The sequence below is a fragment of the Thermus caldifontis genome (genome assembly GCF_003336745.1).
Classification (GTDB): domain Bacteria; phylum Deinococcota; class Deinococci; order Deinococcales; family Thermaceae; genus Thermus; species Thermus caldifontis.
In genome coordinates this window covers 1,938-15,776 of record NZ_KZ851839.1, presented here as the reverse complement: position 1 = coordinate 15,776, position 13,839 = coordinate 1,938, and the positions used below count along the sequence as shown (strand labels likewise).

General features: G+C 64.4%; 17 protein-coding genes. 6 read left to right on the top strand and 11 right to left on the bottom strand.

The annotated features are described in order from the left end of the window. Nucleotides 1-68 precede the first annotated feature (68 nt). Genes DK874_RS01785 through pgeF form a run of 7 tightly spaced genes read right to left on the bottom strand, consistent with a single transcriptional unit; the run spans nt 69 to nt 8,147 of the window. The gene (locus DK874_RS01785; protein ID WP_114312265.1) at nt 69-698 is read right to left on the bottom strand and encodes a histidine phosphatase family protein; all 630 of its coding nucleotides are present in this window, start codon (nt 696-698) and stop codon (nt 69-71) included. Next, on the bottom strand, nt 695-1,696 hold the full coding sequence (purM, locus tag DK874_RS01780) for a phosphoribosylformylglycinamidine cyclo-ligase (protein WP_114312263.1): 1,002 nt from the start codon (nt 1,694-1,696) through the stop codon (nt 695-697). The genes DK874_RS01785 and purM overlap by 4 nt, the downstream gene beginning before the upstream one ends. Nucleotides 1,697-1,701: 5 nt before the next feature. Continuing rightward, nucleotides 1,702-3,111: an Asp-tRNA(Asn)/Glu-tRNA(Gln) amidotransferase subunit GatB gene (gene gatB, locus DK874_RS01775; RefSeq protein ID WP_114312260.1), complete on the bottom strand. Its 1,410-nt coding sequence runs from the start codon at nt 3,109-3,111 to the stop codon at nt 1,702-1,704. Nucleotides 3,112-3,141: 30 nt separating this feature from the next. Next, the gene (locus DK874_RS01770; RefSeq protein ID WP_114312258.1) at nt 3,142-4,230 is read right to left on the bottom strand and encodes a type IV pilus twitching motility protein PilT; all 1,089 of its coding nucleotides are present in this window, start codon (nt 4,228-4,230) and stop codon (nt 3,142-3,144) included. Between the two features lie 11 nt (nt 4,231-4,241). Beyond that, a complete protein-coding gene (gene pilB, locus DK874_RS01765) occupies nt 4,242-6,908 on the bottom strand; it encodes a type IV pilus assembly ATPase PilB (protein ID WP_114312256.1) in 2,667 nt (888 codons plus the stop codon). Then, nucleotides 6,905-7,387, bottom strand: a complete 483-nt coding sequence (locus DK874_RS01760; RefSeq protein ID WP_114312253.1) for a YqeG family HAD IIIA-type phosphatase — start codon at nt 7,385-7,387, stop codon at nt 6,905-6,907. The genes pilB and DK874_RS01760 overlap by 4 nt, the downstream gene beginning before the upstream one ends. 34 nt (nt 7,388-7,421) lie before the next feature. Further along, complete coding sequence (gene pgeF, locus DK874_RS01755) at nt 7,422-8,147, bottom strand: peptidoglycan editing factor PgeF (protein WP_114312241.1); 726 nt, start codon at nt 8,145-8,147, stop codon at nt 7,422-7,424. A 77-nt stretch (nt 8,148-8,224) separates the two neighbouring features. Between pgeF and DK874_RS01750 the strand changes: the two genes are divergently transcribed. Next, entirely contained in the window at nt 8,225-8,629 is a 405-nt protein-coding gene (locus tag DK874_RS01750) for a DUF4395 family protein (RefSeq protein ID WP_114312239.1), read from the top strand. On the opposite strand, the gene ribH is transcribed toward DK874_RS01750, so the two are convergent. Next, nucleotides 8,616-9,089, bottom strand: coding sequence for a 6,7-dimethyl-8-ribityllumazine synthase (gene ribH / locus DK874_RS01745; protein WP_114312236.1), 474 nt, complete (start codon nt 9,087-9,089; stop codon nt 8,616-8,618). The two genes, DK874_RS01750 and ribH, sit on opposite strands and share 14 nt — an antisense overlap. 20 nt (nt 9,090-9,109) lie before the next feature. Between ribH and crcB the strand changes: the two genes are divergently transcribed. The 4 genes from crcB to DK874_RS01725 are packed head-to-tail and all read left to right on the top strand — an operon-like array spanning nt 9,110 to nt 10,749. Further along, nucleotides 9,110-9,487, top strand: coding sequence for a fluoride efflux transporter CrcB (crcB, locus tag DK874_RS01740; protein WP_114312267.1), 378 nt, complete (start codon nt 9,110-9,112; stop codon nt 9,485-9,487). Nucleotides 9,488-9,491: 4 nt separating this feature from the next. Next, nucleotides 9,492-9,824, top strand: a complete 333-nt coding sequence (locus DK874_RS01735) for a DUF190 domain-containing protein (protein ID WP_114312234.1) — start codon at nt 9,492-9,494, stop codon at nt 9,822-9,824. 44 nt (nt 9,825-9,868) lie between these two features. Further along, nucleotides 9,869-10,483 (top strand): sulfite oxidase-like oxidoreductase, encoded by a 615-nt coding sequence (locus DK874_RS01730; protein ID WP_114312232.1) that lies wholly within the window; start codon nt 9,869-9,871, stop codon nt 10,481-10,483. Continuing rightward, nucleotides 10,480-10,749 (top strand): hypothetical protein, encoded by a 270-nt coding sequence (locus tag DK874_RS01725; protein WP_114312230.1) that lies wholly within the window; start codon nt 10,480-10,482, stop codon nt 10,747-10,749. Before DK874_RS01730 ends, DK874_RS01725 begins: the two co-directional genes overlap by 4 nt. On the opposite strand, the gene DK874_RS01720 is transcribed toward DK874_RS01725, so the two are convergent. From DK874_RS01720 to DK874_RS01705, 3 genes are all read right to left on the bottom strand, one after another. Continuing rightward, nucleotides 10,725-11,528, bottom strand: coding sequence for a histidinol-phosphatase HisJ family protein (locus DK874_RS01720; RefSeq protein WP_114312228.1), 804 nt, complete (start codon nt 11,526-11,528; stop codon nt 10,725-10,727). The two genes, DK874_RS01725 and DK874_RS01720, sit on opposite strands and share 25 nt — an antisense overlap. After that, nucleotides 11,518-12,138, bottom strand: a complete 621-nt coding sequence (locus DK874_RS01715) for a hypothetical protein (RefSeq protein WP_114312226.1) — start codon at nt 12,136-12,138, stop codon at nt 11,518-11,520. Before DK874_RS01715 ends, DK874_RS01720 begins: the two co-directional genes overlap by 11 nt. 162 nt (nt 12,139-12,300) lie before the next feature. Beyond that, complete coding sequence (locus tag DK874_RS01705) at nt 12,301-12,891, bottom strand: nicotinamidase (protein WP_114312224.1); 591 nt, start codon at nt 12,889-12,891, stop codon at nt 12,301-12,303. Between the two features lie 53 nt (nt 12,892-12,944). Between DK874_RS01705 and metF the strand changes: the two genes are divergently transcribed. After that, nucleotides 12,945-13,823, top strand: a complete 879-nt coding sequence (metF, locus tag DK874_RS01700; protein ID WP_114312221.1) for a methylenetetrahydrofolate reductase [NAD(P)H] — start codon at nt 12,945-12,947, stop codon at nt 13,821-13,823. Nucleotides 13,824-13,839: the final 16 nt, after the last annotated feature.

Below are 13,839 nucleotides of genomic sequence, written 5' to 3'. Positions count from 1 at the left end.
GTCGGGGTCGCGGGTTCAAGTCCCGTCTCCCGCTCCAACAAAACCCCAGGCTTATGCCTGGGGTTTTTTTATTTGACGCTTTCGTCGGAAAGCCAGTCGGCCCAGGTTTCCAGGTGAGCGCTATCGGAAACCGTTAGGACCTCCTGAGCCGGTAGAAGGATGCGGGTGATGGAGGTGTTGGGGATGTGGAAGCGTCTCCAGGCATCGCCCTCGAGGTCCAGGGCCATCTTCAGGGCCGCGCGGATGACCCCCCCATGGGTCACCAGGAGGTGGCGGCCGGGTGGGAGCACCTCCAGGAAAGCCTCCAGGCGCCGGGCCAGGTCCGCCATGCTTTCCCCACCTGGACGGGGGGTATGCCAGGGGTCCCTCTGGGCTTCCTGGATGAACTCGGGGTAACGGGCTTCCGCTTCCACCCGGCTTAGGCCTGCCAGGAGACCCACGTCAATCTCCCGCAGAAGCGGGGAGGTTTCCAAGGGGAGGCCCAGCATCGCTGCCAGGGGCTCGGCGGTTTCCCGGGCCCGGCGTAGGTCGGAGGCGTAAAGCCCGTGGAAGGGAAGTTGGCTTCGGGCAAGCCGCTGGGCCAGGCGGAAGGCTTGGCCGATGCCCACCGGGGAGAGGGGCACATCCAGGTGGCCTTGAAAGCGCTTATTGACGTTCCACTCGGTTTCCCCGTGGCGGATGAGCCAGATCTCTTTCATACCAGGCGGATTCCGGAGCCGGCCACTACCCTGCCCACTAGGAAGCTTTCCACCAGCTCCATGGCCCTTTGGGCGTCTTTTTCCGGTAGGACCAGGATGAGCCCTAGGCCCATGTTGAAGACCCGGTACATCTCCTCCTCCGGTATGTTTCCCATCCGTTGCAGGTAGGGAAAGATGGGGGGAATGGGCCAGCTTCCCTTGCGGATTTCCGCTCCCAGCCCCTGGGGAAGGGCCCGGGGGAGGTTTTCCGGAAGGCCGCCCCCGGTGATGTGGGCCACCGCGTGGAGCTCCACGCCTGCTTCCCTAAGCGTGAGAAACTCCTTCAGGTAGGCCCGGTGGGGACGGAGGAGGGCGGCCTTTAGGCTTTCCCCTAGTTCCGCCACGGGCCCCTCGAGGTCCATCCCCTCTACCACCTTCCGGATCAGGGAGTAGCCGTTGGTGTGGGGGCCGGAGGAGGGAAGGGCCAGGAGCACGTCCCCTTCCCTTACCCTTTCCGGGCCCAGGACCTCCTCCCTTTCCACCACCCCCACCAAGGTGCCCGCCACGTCCCAGGCCCCCTCCCGGTAAACCCCGGGCATCTCCGCGGTCTCCCCGCCCAGAAGGGGAATGCCCAGGGCCTTACAGGCCTCGGCCAAGGAGGAGAGGAGGGCGGAGAGCACCCCCTCCTCCAGGCGGCTTGCCGCCAAGTAGTCCATGAAGAAGAGGGGCAAAGCCCCTTGGGCCAAAAGGTCGTTCACCGAGTGGTTGACCAGGTCAAAACCCAGCCCGGAGACATCCCCTGCCTGTAGGGCCAAAAGGGTCTTGGTTCCCACCCCGTCCGTGGTGGCCACCAGGACAGGGTGGGCCATCTCCTTTAGCCTCTTGGCGTCAAAAAGCCCGCCGAAGGCCCCAAGGCCCCTTAGGACCTCCGGGGTATAGGTGGCGGCGATGGCCTCCTTGGCCCGTTTCAGGGCTTCCGCCTTGGCTTCCATTTGGACCCCGGCCTCCTCGTAGCGCATCGGCCTTATCCTACCCCAAGGGCCTCGAGGAGGAGCCTGCGCACCAGGTCCGGCTTGGCCTGGCCCTTGGTTCTCCGCATCACCTGGCCCAAAAGGGCGTCCAGGGCCTTAAGCTTGCCCTGGCGCACGCTTTCCGCTGCCTCGGGCATGGTGGCGATCACCTCGGTCACCACGGCCCTCAAGGCCCCCTCGTCCGCCACCACCTTAAGGCCCCGTTCCCGCACCAGGGCCTCGGGATCCAGGCCCTCCAGCACCTCGGGCAGGAGTTCCTTGGCCACCCGGCTGGTGATCTCCCCCCGCTGGAAGAGGGCCACCAGCCGGGAGAGACCCTCTGGGGTAAAGCGGGTTTGTTCCAAGGTAAGCCCCTTTTCGTTCAAGAGCCCGGCCACGTCCGCCAAAAGCCAGTTGGCCAGGGCCTGAGGGGAGGCTTGGCCGAGGCCGAGGGCTTGGTCCAGGAAGCGGGCCAGGGAAGGGGTATAGGCCAGGACCTCCGCATCCTTGGCCTTGATCCCCAGGGCCTGGTACCGCCTTTCCTTTTCCCAGGGGAGTTCGGGGAGGTTGTTCCGGATGGCTTCGAGCCATTCCCGGGAGATGGGCACCGGGGGGATGTCGGGCTCGGGGAAGTAGCGGTAGTCCGCCTCCTCCTCCTTGGTGCGCATGGGGTAGGTCTTGCCGCTTCCCTCTTCAAAACCCATGGTGGCCTGCTTGACCCTCTCCCCCCGCCTTAGGATCTCGGTCTGGCGGCGGATCTCGTACTCCAGGGCCCTTTGTACGCTCTTAAAGGAGTTGAGGTTTTTGATCTCCACCTTGGTGCCCAAAGGCTCCCCTTGGCGGCGCACGGAAACGTTCACATCGGCCCGCATCTTTCCCTCCTCGGGGCTGGCCTCGGAGATGCCCAGGGTCTGGACCAGGGCCTGGATGCGTTGGAGAAAAAGCCGGGCTTCCTCGGGGCTATAGAGGTCGGGTTCGGTGACCAGCTCAATCAGGGGGCTTCCCGCCCGGTTCAGGTCCAAAAGGGTGCGGTCCTCCAGGTGGAGGCTTTTGCCGGCGTCCTCCTCCAGGTGGAGGCGCTTGATGCGCACGGCCCTTTCCCCCAAAGGGAGGCTGCCCCCTTGGCCCAGGGGCAGGTCGTACTGGCTGATCTGGTAGTTTTTGGGAAGGTCGGGGTAGAAGTAGTTTTTGCGGTGGAAGACCAGCCTTTCCGGAACCCGGCTTCCCAGGGCCAGGGCGAGCCTTAGGCCAAACTCCACCGCCCTTTTGTTGGGCACGGGGAGGGCCCCAGGAAGGCCCAGGCAGACGGGGCAGGTGTGGGTGTTGGGAGGAGCTCCAAAATACTCGGCCTCACAGCCGCAGAAGGCCTTGGTCCGGGTCTTCAGGTGCAGGTGGACCTCGAGGCCGATAACCGCCTCATACATGATCTAAAGTTTACCAAGCCCTTGGGCCCTTTAGGGGCGCTTGGCTCCCTCCTGCACCCCGGCGAGGCGCATGAACTCCTTGGGGTCCACCGCCCTGTTCAAGCCCATCTCGTAGGTGATCAGCTTGCGCCGGTAAAGGTCCGCCAGGCAGGCGTCCATGGTGACCATGCCGTACTGGCCACCCGTCTGGATCACGCTCCGGAGCTGGTGGCTTTTCCCCTCCCGGATCAAGGCCCTTACCGCCGGGGTGGCGATCATGAGCTCGTAAGCCAACACCCTTCCGCCCCCGAAGGCCTTGGGAAGGAGTTGCTGGGTAAGCACCGCCACCAGGTTGTTGGAAAGCTGCACCCGCACCTGCTCCTGCTGGGCCTCCGGGAAGACGTCGATGATGCGGTCGATGGTCTCGGGGGCGGAGTTGGTGTGCAGGGTGCCCATGACCAAGTGCCCAGTTTCCGCGGCGGTGATGGCGGCGGCGATGGTCTCGTAGTCCCGCATCTCCCCCACCAGGATCACGTCCGGGGCCTGGCGGAGGACGCTCCTTAGGGCCTTATGGAACCCGTGGGTATCGGAGCCGATCTCCCGCTGGTTGACGATGGCCTTCTTGTGCTTGTGGAAAAACTCTATGGGGTCCTCGATGGTCACGATGTGCACGGGCTTGCGCTCGTTGATGTAGTCGATCATGGAGGCCAAGGTGGTGCTTTTCCCCGACCCCGTGGGCCCCGTGACCAGGACCAGGCCCCTTGGGGCCATGGCGATCTCGGCGATGTTCTTGGGCAGGCCCAGCTCCTCAAAGCTCTTGATGGTGGCGGGTACCACCCTAAGGACCCCTCCCACGCTTCCCCGTTGCAGGAAGACGTTTACCCGGTAGCGCCCCCTTCCCGGTAGGCTAAAGGAGAAATCCAGCTCCTTTTCCTCCTCAAAGACCCGCTGCTGCTTCTCGTCCATGAGGGCGTACATGAGCCGGCGGGTGTCCTGGGGGGAGAGGGGTTCGTACTCCGTGGGGTGGAACTCCCCATCCACCTTGATCATGGGGGGAAGGCCCACGGTGATCACCAGGTCGCTGGCCCCCCGCTCCACGGCCAGGGTCAGAAGATCCACGATGTCGGGTGTTTTAGCCATGGCTCACTCCTTTACTCAATGGTACGCGCCAGGACCTCCTCGAGGGTGGTGATCCCCTGGAGGGCCTTGTAGATGCCATCCTCCCGCAGGGTTTTCATCCCCTTCCTCCTGGCGATCTCCTTGATCTCCGTGGCCGACTTGCCGGCCACGATGGCGTGGCGGATCTCGTCGTCCACCACCAATAGCTCGTGGATGGCGTAGCGTCCCTTATAGCCCGTTCCCCCGCAGCGCTCGCACCCCATGCCCCTAAAGAGCTTAGCCCCTTGGATCTCCCTTTCGGAAAGGCCCAAGCGGCGCAGGATCTCCGGGTCGGGCTTCACCTCCACCTTGCATCCGTCGCAGATCCTGCGCACCAACCGTTGGGAGAGCACCCCGATGAGGGCGGCGGAGATGTTGAAAAGCTCCACTCCCATTTCGTCCAGGCGGGTGATGGCCTGGGCGGCGTCGTTGGTGTGCAAGGTGGCGATCACCAGGTGCCCGGTGAGGGCGGCCTCGGTGGCGATCTTGGCGGTTTCCGAGTCCCGGATCTCCCCCACCATGATGATGTCCGGGTCCTGCCTCAAGAAGGCCCTAAGGGCCCGGGCGAAGGTGAGGCCCGCCTGGGGGTTCACCTGGGTCTGGTTGATGCCGGGGATCTCGTACTCCACGGGGTCCTCGATGGTTTGGGTGTTCTTGTCGGGGGTGGCGATGCGCTTCAGGATGGAGAAGGTGGTGAAGCTCTTGCCGCTTCCGGTGGGGCCGGTGATGAGGAAGATGCCGTAGGGCTTGGAGATCACCTCCTGAAAGCGCTCAAAGACTCCGGGGGCGAAGCCCAGCCCCTCGATCTCCGGGATGTCGGTGGCCTTTTTCAGAAGGCGCATCACCGCTTTCTCCCCGTAGACGGTGGGCAGGGTGGAGAGGCGGAGGTCCACGTCGATGGCCCCTTCCCGGTAGCGCACCCGCCCGTCCTGGGGCAGGCGCCTTTCGGCGATGTTGAGACCCCCCATGATCTTGACCACGCTGATGACGGAGTTTAGAGCCCCTTTGGGCAGGGTGGTGTACTGGCGCAAGGTGCCGTCGATGCGCAGGCGCACCAGCACATCCGACTGCCGGGGCTCTATGTGGATATCGGAGGCATCCTGTAGGTAGGCTTCCCGGATCACCTGCTTGACGAACTTCTGGGCGGCGCTTTCGTCCAGCTCGGGGGTAATGGCCTCCTCTTCCTGGTAGCCCTTGGAGAGCTCCTTGGCGATCTCGCCCAGCTCCTCCTTGCCGTAAAAGCGCTCTATCAGCTTGGCGATGGCGGCCTCGGTGGCCACCGCGGGCACCACCTCGTAGGCCAGGCCCTTGCGCTTTAAGGCCAGGCGGACGTCGTCCAGGGCCAGGATGTTCCGGGGATCCTTCATGAGGAGAACCAGGGACTTGCCCTCCAGGTGATGGGGGAAGACCCCATAGCGGCGGGCCAGGTCCTCAGGGAGGAGAAGGGCGGCCCCGGGGTCCGGGGGGTTCTCCTCGGGGTTAAGGTAGGTATAGCCCAGCTGGGCTGCCACCGCCTGGGCTAGGGCCTCGGGTTTGAGCTTGCCCGAGGCCACCAGGGTGTCCTCGAGGCGGCCTCCACCCTGGCGCTGCTTTTTCAGGGCCTCCTCCACATCCTCGGGTCGGGCCAGGCCCAGTTCCACCAGGATCTCCCCCAGGGGCTTGGCCTTGGGCAGGCGCTTTTGCACCTCGAGGGCCTCCCTTAGGTCCTCCCGGCTCAAGCGCCCTTCCTGGACCAGGACCTCCCCCAGGCGGCTCTTCTCCGGATAGGCCCGGTGGAAAAGGGATTCCCACTCTTTGGGTGGGGTGAGGAGGAAACGGACGGGCTGGCGCAAAAGCTCCGCCACCGCTTCCCTGTGCCGGGGGTCGGCCAGGACCACCTCCACCTCCCCGTCCTTGAACCCCACGGGCACGGCGCTATAGCGCAGGGCGTCGGAACGAAGGAGCAGATGGGCGGCGGTGGGGTCGGGGGAGAGGCCTTGGGTGGAGGGGAGGAACTCCATGCCCCGTTGTTCCGCCAAAACCCGGTAGAGGGCTTCCTCAGGTAGCCCCTTTTGCACCAGGATGCGGCCCAGGAGATCCCCGGTCTTTTCCTGCTCCACCAGGGCTTCCTCCAGGGTGTTCCGGTCCAAAAGGCCCTTTTGCACCAAAAGCTCGCCCACCCTCAGCTCCTCCCGGCTAGGGCCGCTGGGGGGAGGGGGTAGGGGCAGGCCGAGCTCTGGGTAGTTCTTAGCCAAGGCATAGAGGAAGGCGCTCTTGGTGGCCTGGTAGGGCTCCACCACCATCCCCGTGAGGTCCTCTACCTCCTCGAGGGCCAGGGTGTCCAGGGGGTTCACGAAGGCCACCCGCACCACGCCCGCCTCCTCGTCCAGGGCAAAGGGGATGGCCTGGAGCTCCTTGGCCTTCTCCGCCGGCAAAAGGGCCTTCACCCTGGGGGGGATCTCCAAGGTATGAAGCTCCACCAAGGGGATGCCGAAATGGTCCTCAATGGCCTGGGCGATGCGCCTTTCGGAGAGAAGGCCCGAGTCCACGATGACCTCCGCCAAGGAGCCTCCCACCTCCCGGTGCTTCTCCAGGGCCATCTGGAGCTCCTCGTCGGTGAGGAGGCCGGCATCCAACAGGATGGCACCCAGTCGTTTATCGCCGATGGTCAGCACGCTCATCCCAGTCCTCCCCGTGGCGTTCTAAATGGAGCCTCCAGCATCCGTATGAAACGGGTGTAAAAGAATTCCCTTTCCCGCAAGGGGGGCACCAAGACCGTGTAGGCGCCCACCAGGTTGCCCCCAAGGACATCGGTGAAAACCTGGTCCCCCACCACCGCTACTTCCCGGGCGGGAAGTCCCAGGACCTCCAGGGCCCTTTTAAACCCCAACCAAGGCTTTAAGGCGGGGGCGTGGCCGGGAAGGCCCAGCTGTTCTTGGATGCGGCGGAAGCGTTCGGGCAAGGCATTGGAGAGAAGATAAACGGGAACCTCAGCCTTTAAGGCCTCCAACCAGGCCCGGTGCTCCGGCAAAGGTGTCTCCTCCCCGTAAGGCAGGAGGGTGTTGTCCAGGTCCAGGATCACCCCCTTAAGGCCTCGTTCCTTTAGCCACTTTGGGGTGAGGTGGAGGAGGGAGGGCAGGACCGCCCGGGGGAAGAGCATGCTTCCATTGTGCCACGGCGGGGTTAACGAGCCCTTAACGGGGGAGCATGATGAGCCCCCACATCCGCCCCGTCCTCCCCCGGTCGCGGCGGTGGGAGAAGAGGGTGGGTTCGCAGTGGGTGCAGAGGCCCACCCGGTGGATCCTTTCCGGGGAAAGCCCGGCCTTTTCCGCCTGGAGGAGGAGGGCCCTTTCCAGGTCCAGAAGGTACTTCCCGGGGGTGGTGGGGTCCGGGGTAAAGGTGCCTAGACCCGCTTGGGCGAACCGCTTTGCCACCTCCTCCCCCACCTGGTAGCACCGGCCCCCAATGCCAGGGCCGATGGCCAGGTGGGTCTCCTCTGGATCCAGCCCCAGCCTCTCTAGGAGCTCTAAGGCTCGAGGCAGGATACCCCCCACCACCCCCCGCCAGCCGGCATGCAGGGCCGCCACCGCGCCTTTTGGGTGGTAAAGCAAAAGAGGGTAGCAGTCCGCTACCCCCACCCGGAGGAGGAGTCCAGGGGTTTGGGTGAGGAGGCCATCTCCTTCCCAAACCCCAGGGCCTTCCACCAGGTGGATCTCCGTTCCGTGCACCTGCTTGAGCCCGGCCACCGGGGGGTGGCCAAAAAGGGACAGGACCCGCCTTTGGTTTTCGGCCACCCTTTCGGGGGCGTCCCCGGTGGCGGCGGAGAGGTTCAGGCTTTGGAAGGGGCCTTCGGAAACCCCGCCCAGACGGGTGGTGAAGCCATGGGGTACCGGTAGCGGGGTGGTGAGGAGGGGAACCATGCCTCTATTGTGCCCTGGGGTTCCGCAAAGCGTGCCTTTACCCCTATTCTTCACAGGCTCAGGTGTATACTGGTCCCATGAAGACGGACCGGAACCAGCTCCGCTTTAACCAGGTGCTGCTTAGCCTTCTTCTGCCCTTGGCGGCGCTTTTGGACCTTCCCCTTTTGGTCTATCTTCTTTTCCTCCTGATGGCCAGCCAACATACCCCTTGGGACCTGATGGTGGCCCTCAAGCGGGCCCTGGGCATCCCCCCCAGGCTGGTGGAGGAGGACCCCAGGCCCCACCGCTTCGCCCGTACCCTGGGGGCGGTGTTTTTGGGACTGGCTTCCTTGTTCCTCCTTCTCGGCCTAAAGGGGGTCGGTTATGGCCTGGCCCTTTTGGTGGCCCTCCTGGCCTTCATTAACCTGGCCTTCGGCTTCTGCTTGGGGTGCTTCCTCTACCTGCACCTGCGCTACGCCCGGGCCCTGTTCACCGGGAAATAGCCTCTAGAAGCCGCACCATCTCAATGGCGGTGAAGACCGCCTCGGCTCCCTTGTTCCCCGCCTTGCCCCCGGCCCTCTCCTGGGCCTCCTCTGGGGTATTGGTGGTGAGGACGCCGAAGACGATGGGCTTTTCCGTCTGCAGCATGGCCTGCATGAGGCCCGAGGCAGCCTGGGTGGCCACGTACTCAAAGTGGGGGGTTTCCCCCCGCACCACGGCCCCTAGGGCCACCACCGCATCCACGTCGGGGCGCAACGCCAGGCGCTTGGCCACCAGGGGGAGTTCAAAGGAACCCGGTACCCAGGCCACCAGGACCTCGCCGGGGTCCCCCCCCAGGCGGGCATAGGCCTCGAGGGCCCCTTCCAAGAGCATCTTGGTCACCCGCTCGTTGAACCGGCCCACGGCGATGGCCAGGCGCACCCCCTTGGCGGTGAGGATGGGGGAAAGGGTCTTGGGCTTCATGGTCCCAATATACTTTGGGGGTGGAGCGGTATCTCCTGGTGGCCTTGGGGGGAGCCTTGGGCTCCCTCTTACGCTATGGGCTTGGGGTCTGGGTGCAGGCCCTCACCGGGCCTAGCTTTCCCTATAGCACCCTCTTGATCAACGCCTTGGGCAGCTTTCTTATCGGCGTGGTGATCCGCCTATCCCTGGAGGGGGCCCTTTCCGGGGAAGGGCGCCTCTTCCTGGCGGTGGGGGTATTAGGGGGGTTCACCACCTTTTCCACCTTCAGCTACGAAACCCTGGCCCTCTTCCAAGATGGTGAGGCCTGGAGGGCCTTTCTATACGTTTTTTTCAGCGTCTTCCTGGGCCTTTTCCTGGTGCTTTTGGGCTACCGCCTGGGCGGGGCCCTGGTAGCCTAGGGGTATGAAGCTGGAAGGGGAGGCCAAGCTCCTGCGCATCTTCGTGGGGGAGTCGGACCGGCATGGGGGGAAACCCCTCTACGAGGCCATCGTCCTCGAGGCCAAGCGCCAGGGCCTGGCCGGGGCCACGGTGTTTAAGGGCTTCATGGGTTTCGGCGGACACTCCCGCATCCACACCGCCAAGGTGCTGCAGCTTTCCGAGGACCTGCCCGTCATGATCGAGATCGTGGATACGGAGGAGAAGATCCGGGCCTTCCTGCCCGTATTGGATGGGATGGTGAAGGAGGGTTTGGTCACCTTGGAGAAGGTGGAGGTGATCCGCTACCAAAGCCGGTGAGCCAGGTTGCTTTTAGGCCCCGGAGCGGGTCTTAACCTGGGGGTATGGACCGTATCCCCCCCGGCCAGGTGGTGACGGAGCGCTTCCCCATCCTCACCTATGGGGAGGAGCCCAGGGTTTCCCCCGAGGAGTGGCGCTTTTCCCTTCTTGGCCTGGTGGAAGAGCCCCTTACCCTCACCTACCAGGAGCTTCTGGGGCTACCCCAGGTGGAGCTCACCCGGGATTTCCACTGCGTGACCCGCTGGAGCCGCCTGGACGTGGCTTGGAAAGGGGTGCGGGTGAAGGATCTTTTGCTGAAGGCCAAGCCTAAGCCCCAGGCGGTAGCCGCCTTGGTCCACTGTTACGGGGGCTACACCACCAACCTCTTCCTGGAGGACCTCCTGCGGGAGGACGTTCTCCTTGCCCATACCCTTTACGGCAAGCCCCTGCCTTTGGAACGCGGTGGGCCGGTGCGGCTTTTGGTGCCCCACCTTTACGCTTGGAAAAGCGCCAAGTGGGTGCGGAGCATAGAACTTTTGGACCATCTGGAGTTGGGCTTTTGGGAAGGGCTGGGTTACCATTTCCGGGGCGACCCCTGGCGGGAGGAGCGCTTCCAGGAAGGCCCTATCCCTGCGGCAAGCCTGAGGTTCCAAAGCCGCAAAGGTGGTGAAGGACCTTGACGGCCTTGGAGCAGGCCCGCCTCCATGTGGAGGAGGCGTTGCGCCGCTATTGGGAGTGCGTGAAGGCGGAAGAGGAAGAGTACGCCGAGGACTACGAGCGGGTCACCTTCATGGAGTATGAGGCCCCGGCTCCCAACCCTTGCGCCGAGGCCTTTTCCCGGTTGGTGGCGGCGGTGAGGGCGTACGAATGGGCCTCGGGACGGCGGGAAGACCTGGACCTGGGTACCCTGAGAGAGCGGGTTTATGAGGCCCTGGACAAGGGGTAGGCTAAGGGCTTTCCCCCTTGGAAGTAGTGGGCTTCCCGATACCCCAGGTCCAGCAAAAGCGCCACCGCTTCAGGGAAGGCATGCCCCACCTGCTCTGGCCGGTGGGCATCGGAGCCCAGCACTACCCCAATACCCAGCTCCCGGGCCCGCCTGAGGAGGAAGGGGGCGGGGTAGATCTCCTTGGCCGGGTTCCTGAGCCCGGCGGTGTTCACGTCCAGGAAAAGCCCCTCCTCCGCTATGGCCTGAAGGGCCGGTTCGGCAAGGTCCAAGAGGACCTCCTCGGGCAGGTGGTGGCCGAACTTCTTGGGCAGGTCTAGGTGGCCGATGGCGTGGAAGAGCCCGCTTCTGGCGGCCTTCTCCACCTCCTGGAAGTAGGCTTGGAAAATCTCCCTCAGTTCCCGCCAGGTGTACTCCTCCTGGTGGTCGGGATGGTCCAAGGGCCAGGCCCCCAGGTAGTGGACGCTCCCAATCACGTAGTCAAAGGGGTAGCCCTTGAGAAGGGTGGCCACAAAGCCCTGGGTCCCCTCGTGGAAGTCCGCCTCGAGGCCAATCCCTATGTAGAGGTCCGGGTGTTCCTCCCGGACCCTTTCCAGGGCCAGAAGGTAAAAGGGGAGGGCCTCGAGGCGCATGCGGCTCGTGGGGTCGTACCAGGAGGGCATGGGGCTGTGGTCGGTGAAGACCACGCCCTTTAGCCCTGCCTTGCGGGCGTGGAAGAGATACTCCCCAGGGGCTCCCTGGGCGTGGCCGCAAAGGGGGGTATGAAGGTGGCTATCCACCATGTTGGGATTCTATCCGCAAGAGGAGGCCTCCCCAGGTGTAGGCGACCACCCTTTCCCCCAAGGCCTCAAGGAGATCCAAAGAGAGGAAAGGGTCTTCCTGGACCTCGAGGAGGGGGTCCTTGCCGGGGGTGTCCAGGGCCTGAACCAAGACGGGAGCCGAGGGAGGAAAGAGAAAGGGATAGCGCTCCAAGATGGCCTCCACCCTAAAGGCCTCCGCCCAAAGCCGTTTTAGGGCGAAGAGGGCTTCCTGGGGGGTATGGGCCAGCCGGTAGCGGCCTTCCCCGGGCCGGCGAAGGAGGAAGGGATCCTTCCCCTGTAGGGCATGGAGAAAGGCCTCGGCCCGTTCCGGCAACAGGTAGCTTTCCCGCACCGCCCTTTCCGCTTCTTCGGCTGCCAGGAGGAGGCGTTCCTCGTCTATGCGCACGCCGAAGACGCCTTGGAAAAGCCTTTGGATGCGCTCAGGAAGGTTGTTGAGGCGGGCAAACTCCTCCCATAGCCCCACCACCCAGGTTTCCACCACGGGAAAGCCCAGGTCCTGGGCCTGCCTCAGGAGGCGGACCTCCCCTTCGCCTTCCGCCTGGGCCAAGGGGGTTAATCCAGGGTTCGCCATAGGTACCAAGCCTGGTGGCGAGGGTAGGGCCGGAGGGGCTCGCCCAAGGCAGGAAGCGCCGGGGTCTTCCCACCAAGGAGCCCCTTGGCTTTCCGGCGTAGGCCCAAATCCCCCACCGGCCAGACCCTGGGCCGCCTCAGGCGGAACCTCGAGGCCAGGTGCCTAGACAAACCGCACCCCTTCGGCCCGGGTTACCTTGCCCTGGTAGAGGAAGGTGATCTGGCGCAAGGCAGCCTGGAGGTCAAAGGGGGTAAGGGCGCTGGTGGCGTCTTCCGGGAGGACCACCCGGTACCAGCGCAAGGCGGCGGAACCTGCGGTGTGGAGCACGCAGATGTTGGCCACGGTGCCCGTCACCACCACGTTCTTAATCCCCCAGAGGTGGAGGTAATGGTCCAAGGGGGTGCCGTAGAAGGCGTCGTAGCGCACTTTCTGGACCACCAGGTCCCCCGGTTCGGGGCGAAGCTCCTCCAGGATCTCCGCCCCCCAGGTGCCGGCCACCGCATGCCGGGGCCAGATCTGGAACTCGGGATCGTCCTCCCGGTGCCAGTCCTGGGTGTAGACCACCCGCGTACCCGCCCGCCGCGCCCTTTCCAGAAGGAGCCGGATGGCGGGGACGCTTTTGGGGGCATCGGGCACGAAAAGGGCCCCTTGCGGGTGGGCGAAGTCGTTTTGCATGTCCACCACGATTAAGGCGGTCTCCTTGGCCGGGAGCTCCAAACCTTCCACCTTGGGGATTTCCGGAACCTCTACCATACCCCCATTTTGCCACCTTGACCTGGGGGGGAGGAGGGGCTACACTCTTGCGCATGAAAATACGGGACCTCCTAAAGGCGCGCAAGGGGCCCCTTTTTTCCTTTGAGTTCTTCCCCCCCAAGACCCCGGAAGGGGAGGAGGCCCTTTTCCGCACCATGGAGGAGCTTAAGCCCTTCCGGCCCGCCTTCGTTTCCATCACCTACGGGGCCATGGGGAGCACCCGGGAAAGGAGCGTCCTTTGGGCCAAGCGCATTTTGGACTTGGGGCTAAACCCCCTTGCCCACCTCACCGTGGCCGGGCAGAGCCGGAAGGAGGTGGCGGAGGTCCTGGACCGCTTCGTGGAGGTGGGGGTGGAGAACATCCTGGCCCTTAGGGGGGATCCTTCGCAAGGGGAAAGGGTCTTTAGACCCCATCCCGAGGGGTTCCGCTATGCCTCGGAGTTGGTGGCCTCCATCCGGGAGCGGTATGGGGAAGGGGTCTCCGTGGGTGGGGCTGCCTACCCCGAGGGGCACCCGGAAAGCCCGAGCCTCGAGGCCGACCTCCTCCACTTCAAGGCCAAGGTGGAGGCGGGTTTGGACTTCGCCATTACCCAGCTTTTCTTCAACAATGCCCACTACTTCGGCTTCCTGGAAAGGGCCAGGCGGGTGGGCATAGGAATCCCCATCCTCCCAGGCATCATGCCCATCACCAGCTACCCCCAGCTTCGCCGCTTTACCGAGGTCTGTGGGGCCAGCATCCCTGGTCCTCTCCTTTCCCAACTGGAGAGGCACCAGGAGGACCCCAAGGCCATTCTGGAGATCGGGGTGGAGCATGCCGCCCGCCAGGTGGCGGAGCTTTTAGAGGCTGGGGTGGAGGGGGTGCACTTCTACACCCTCAACAAAAGCCCTGCCACCCGCATGGTCCTGGAGAGGCTGGGCTTTAGACCGGCTTGAGGGCCAAGGGGGTGGC

Coding starts and splice junctions, on each gene's coding strand:
- DK874_RS01785 (WP_114312265.1), bottom strand. CDS start 698: ATGAAAGAGATCTGGCTCATCCGCCACGGGGAAACCGAGTGGAACGTC.
- purM (WP_114312263.1), bottom strand. CDS start 1,696: ATGCGCTACGAGGAGGCCGGGGTCCAAATGGAAGCCAAGGCGGAAGCC.
- gatB (WP_114312260.1), bottom strand. CDS start 3,111: ATGTATGAGGCGGTTATCGGCCTCGAGGTCCACCTGCACCTGAAGACC.
- DK874_RS01770 (WP_114312258.1), bottom strand. CDS start 4,230: ATGGCTAAAACACCCGACATCGTGGATCTTCTGACCCTGGCCGTGGAG.
- pilB (WP_114312256.1), bottom strand. CDS start 6,908: ATGAGCGTGCTGACCATCGGCGATAAACGACTGGGTGCCATCCTGTTG.
- DK874_RS01760 (WP_114312253.1), bottom strand. CDS start 7,387: ATGCTCTTCCCCCGGGCGGTCCTGCCCTCCCTCCTCCACCTCACCCCA.
- pgeF (WP_114312241.1), bottom strand. CDS start 8,147: ATGGTTCCCCTCCTCACCACCCCGCTACCGGTACCCCATGGCTTCACC.
- DK874_RS01750 (WP_114312239.1), top strand. CDS start 8,225: ATGAAGACGGACCGGAACCAGCTCCGCTTTAACCAGGTGCTGCTTAGC.
- ribH (WP_114312236.1), bottom strand. CDS start 9,089: ATGAAGCCCAAGACCCTTTCCCCCATCCTCACCGCCAAGGGGGTGCGC.
- DK874_RS01735 (WP_114312234.1), top strand. CDS start 9,492: ATGAAGCTGGAAGGGGAGGCCAAGCTCCTGCGCATCTTCGTGGGGGAG.
- DK874_RS01730 (WP_114312232.1), top strand. CDS start 9,869: ATGGACCGTATCCCCCCCGGCCAGGTGGTGACGGAGCGCTTCCCCATC.
- DK874_RS01720 (WP_114312228.1), bottom strand. CDS start 11,528: ATGGTGGATAGCCACCTTCATACCCCCCTTTGCGGCCACGCCCAGGGA.
- DK874_RS01715 (WP_114312226.1), bottom strand. CDS start 12,138: ATGGCGAACCCTGGATTAACCCCCTTGGCCCAGGCGGAAGGCGAAGGG.
- DK874_RS01705 (WP_114312224.1), bottom strand. CDS start 12,891: ATGGTAGAGGTTCCGGAAATCCCCAAGGTGGAAGGTTTGGAGCTCCCG.
- metF (WP_114312221.1), top strand. CDS start 12,945: ATGAAAATACGGGACCTCCTAAAGGCGCGCAAGGGGCCCCTTTTTTCC.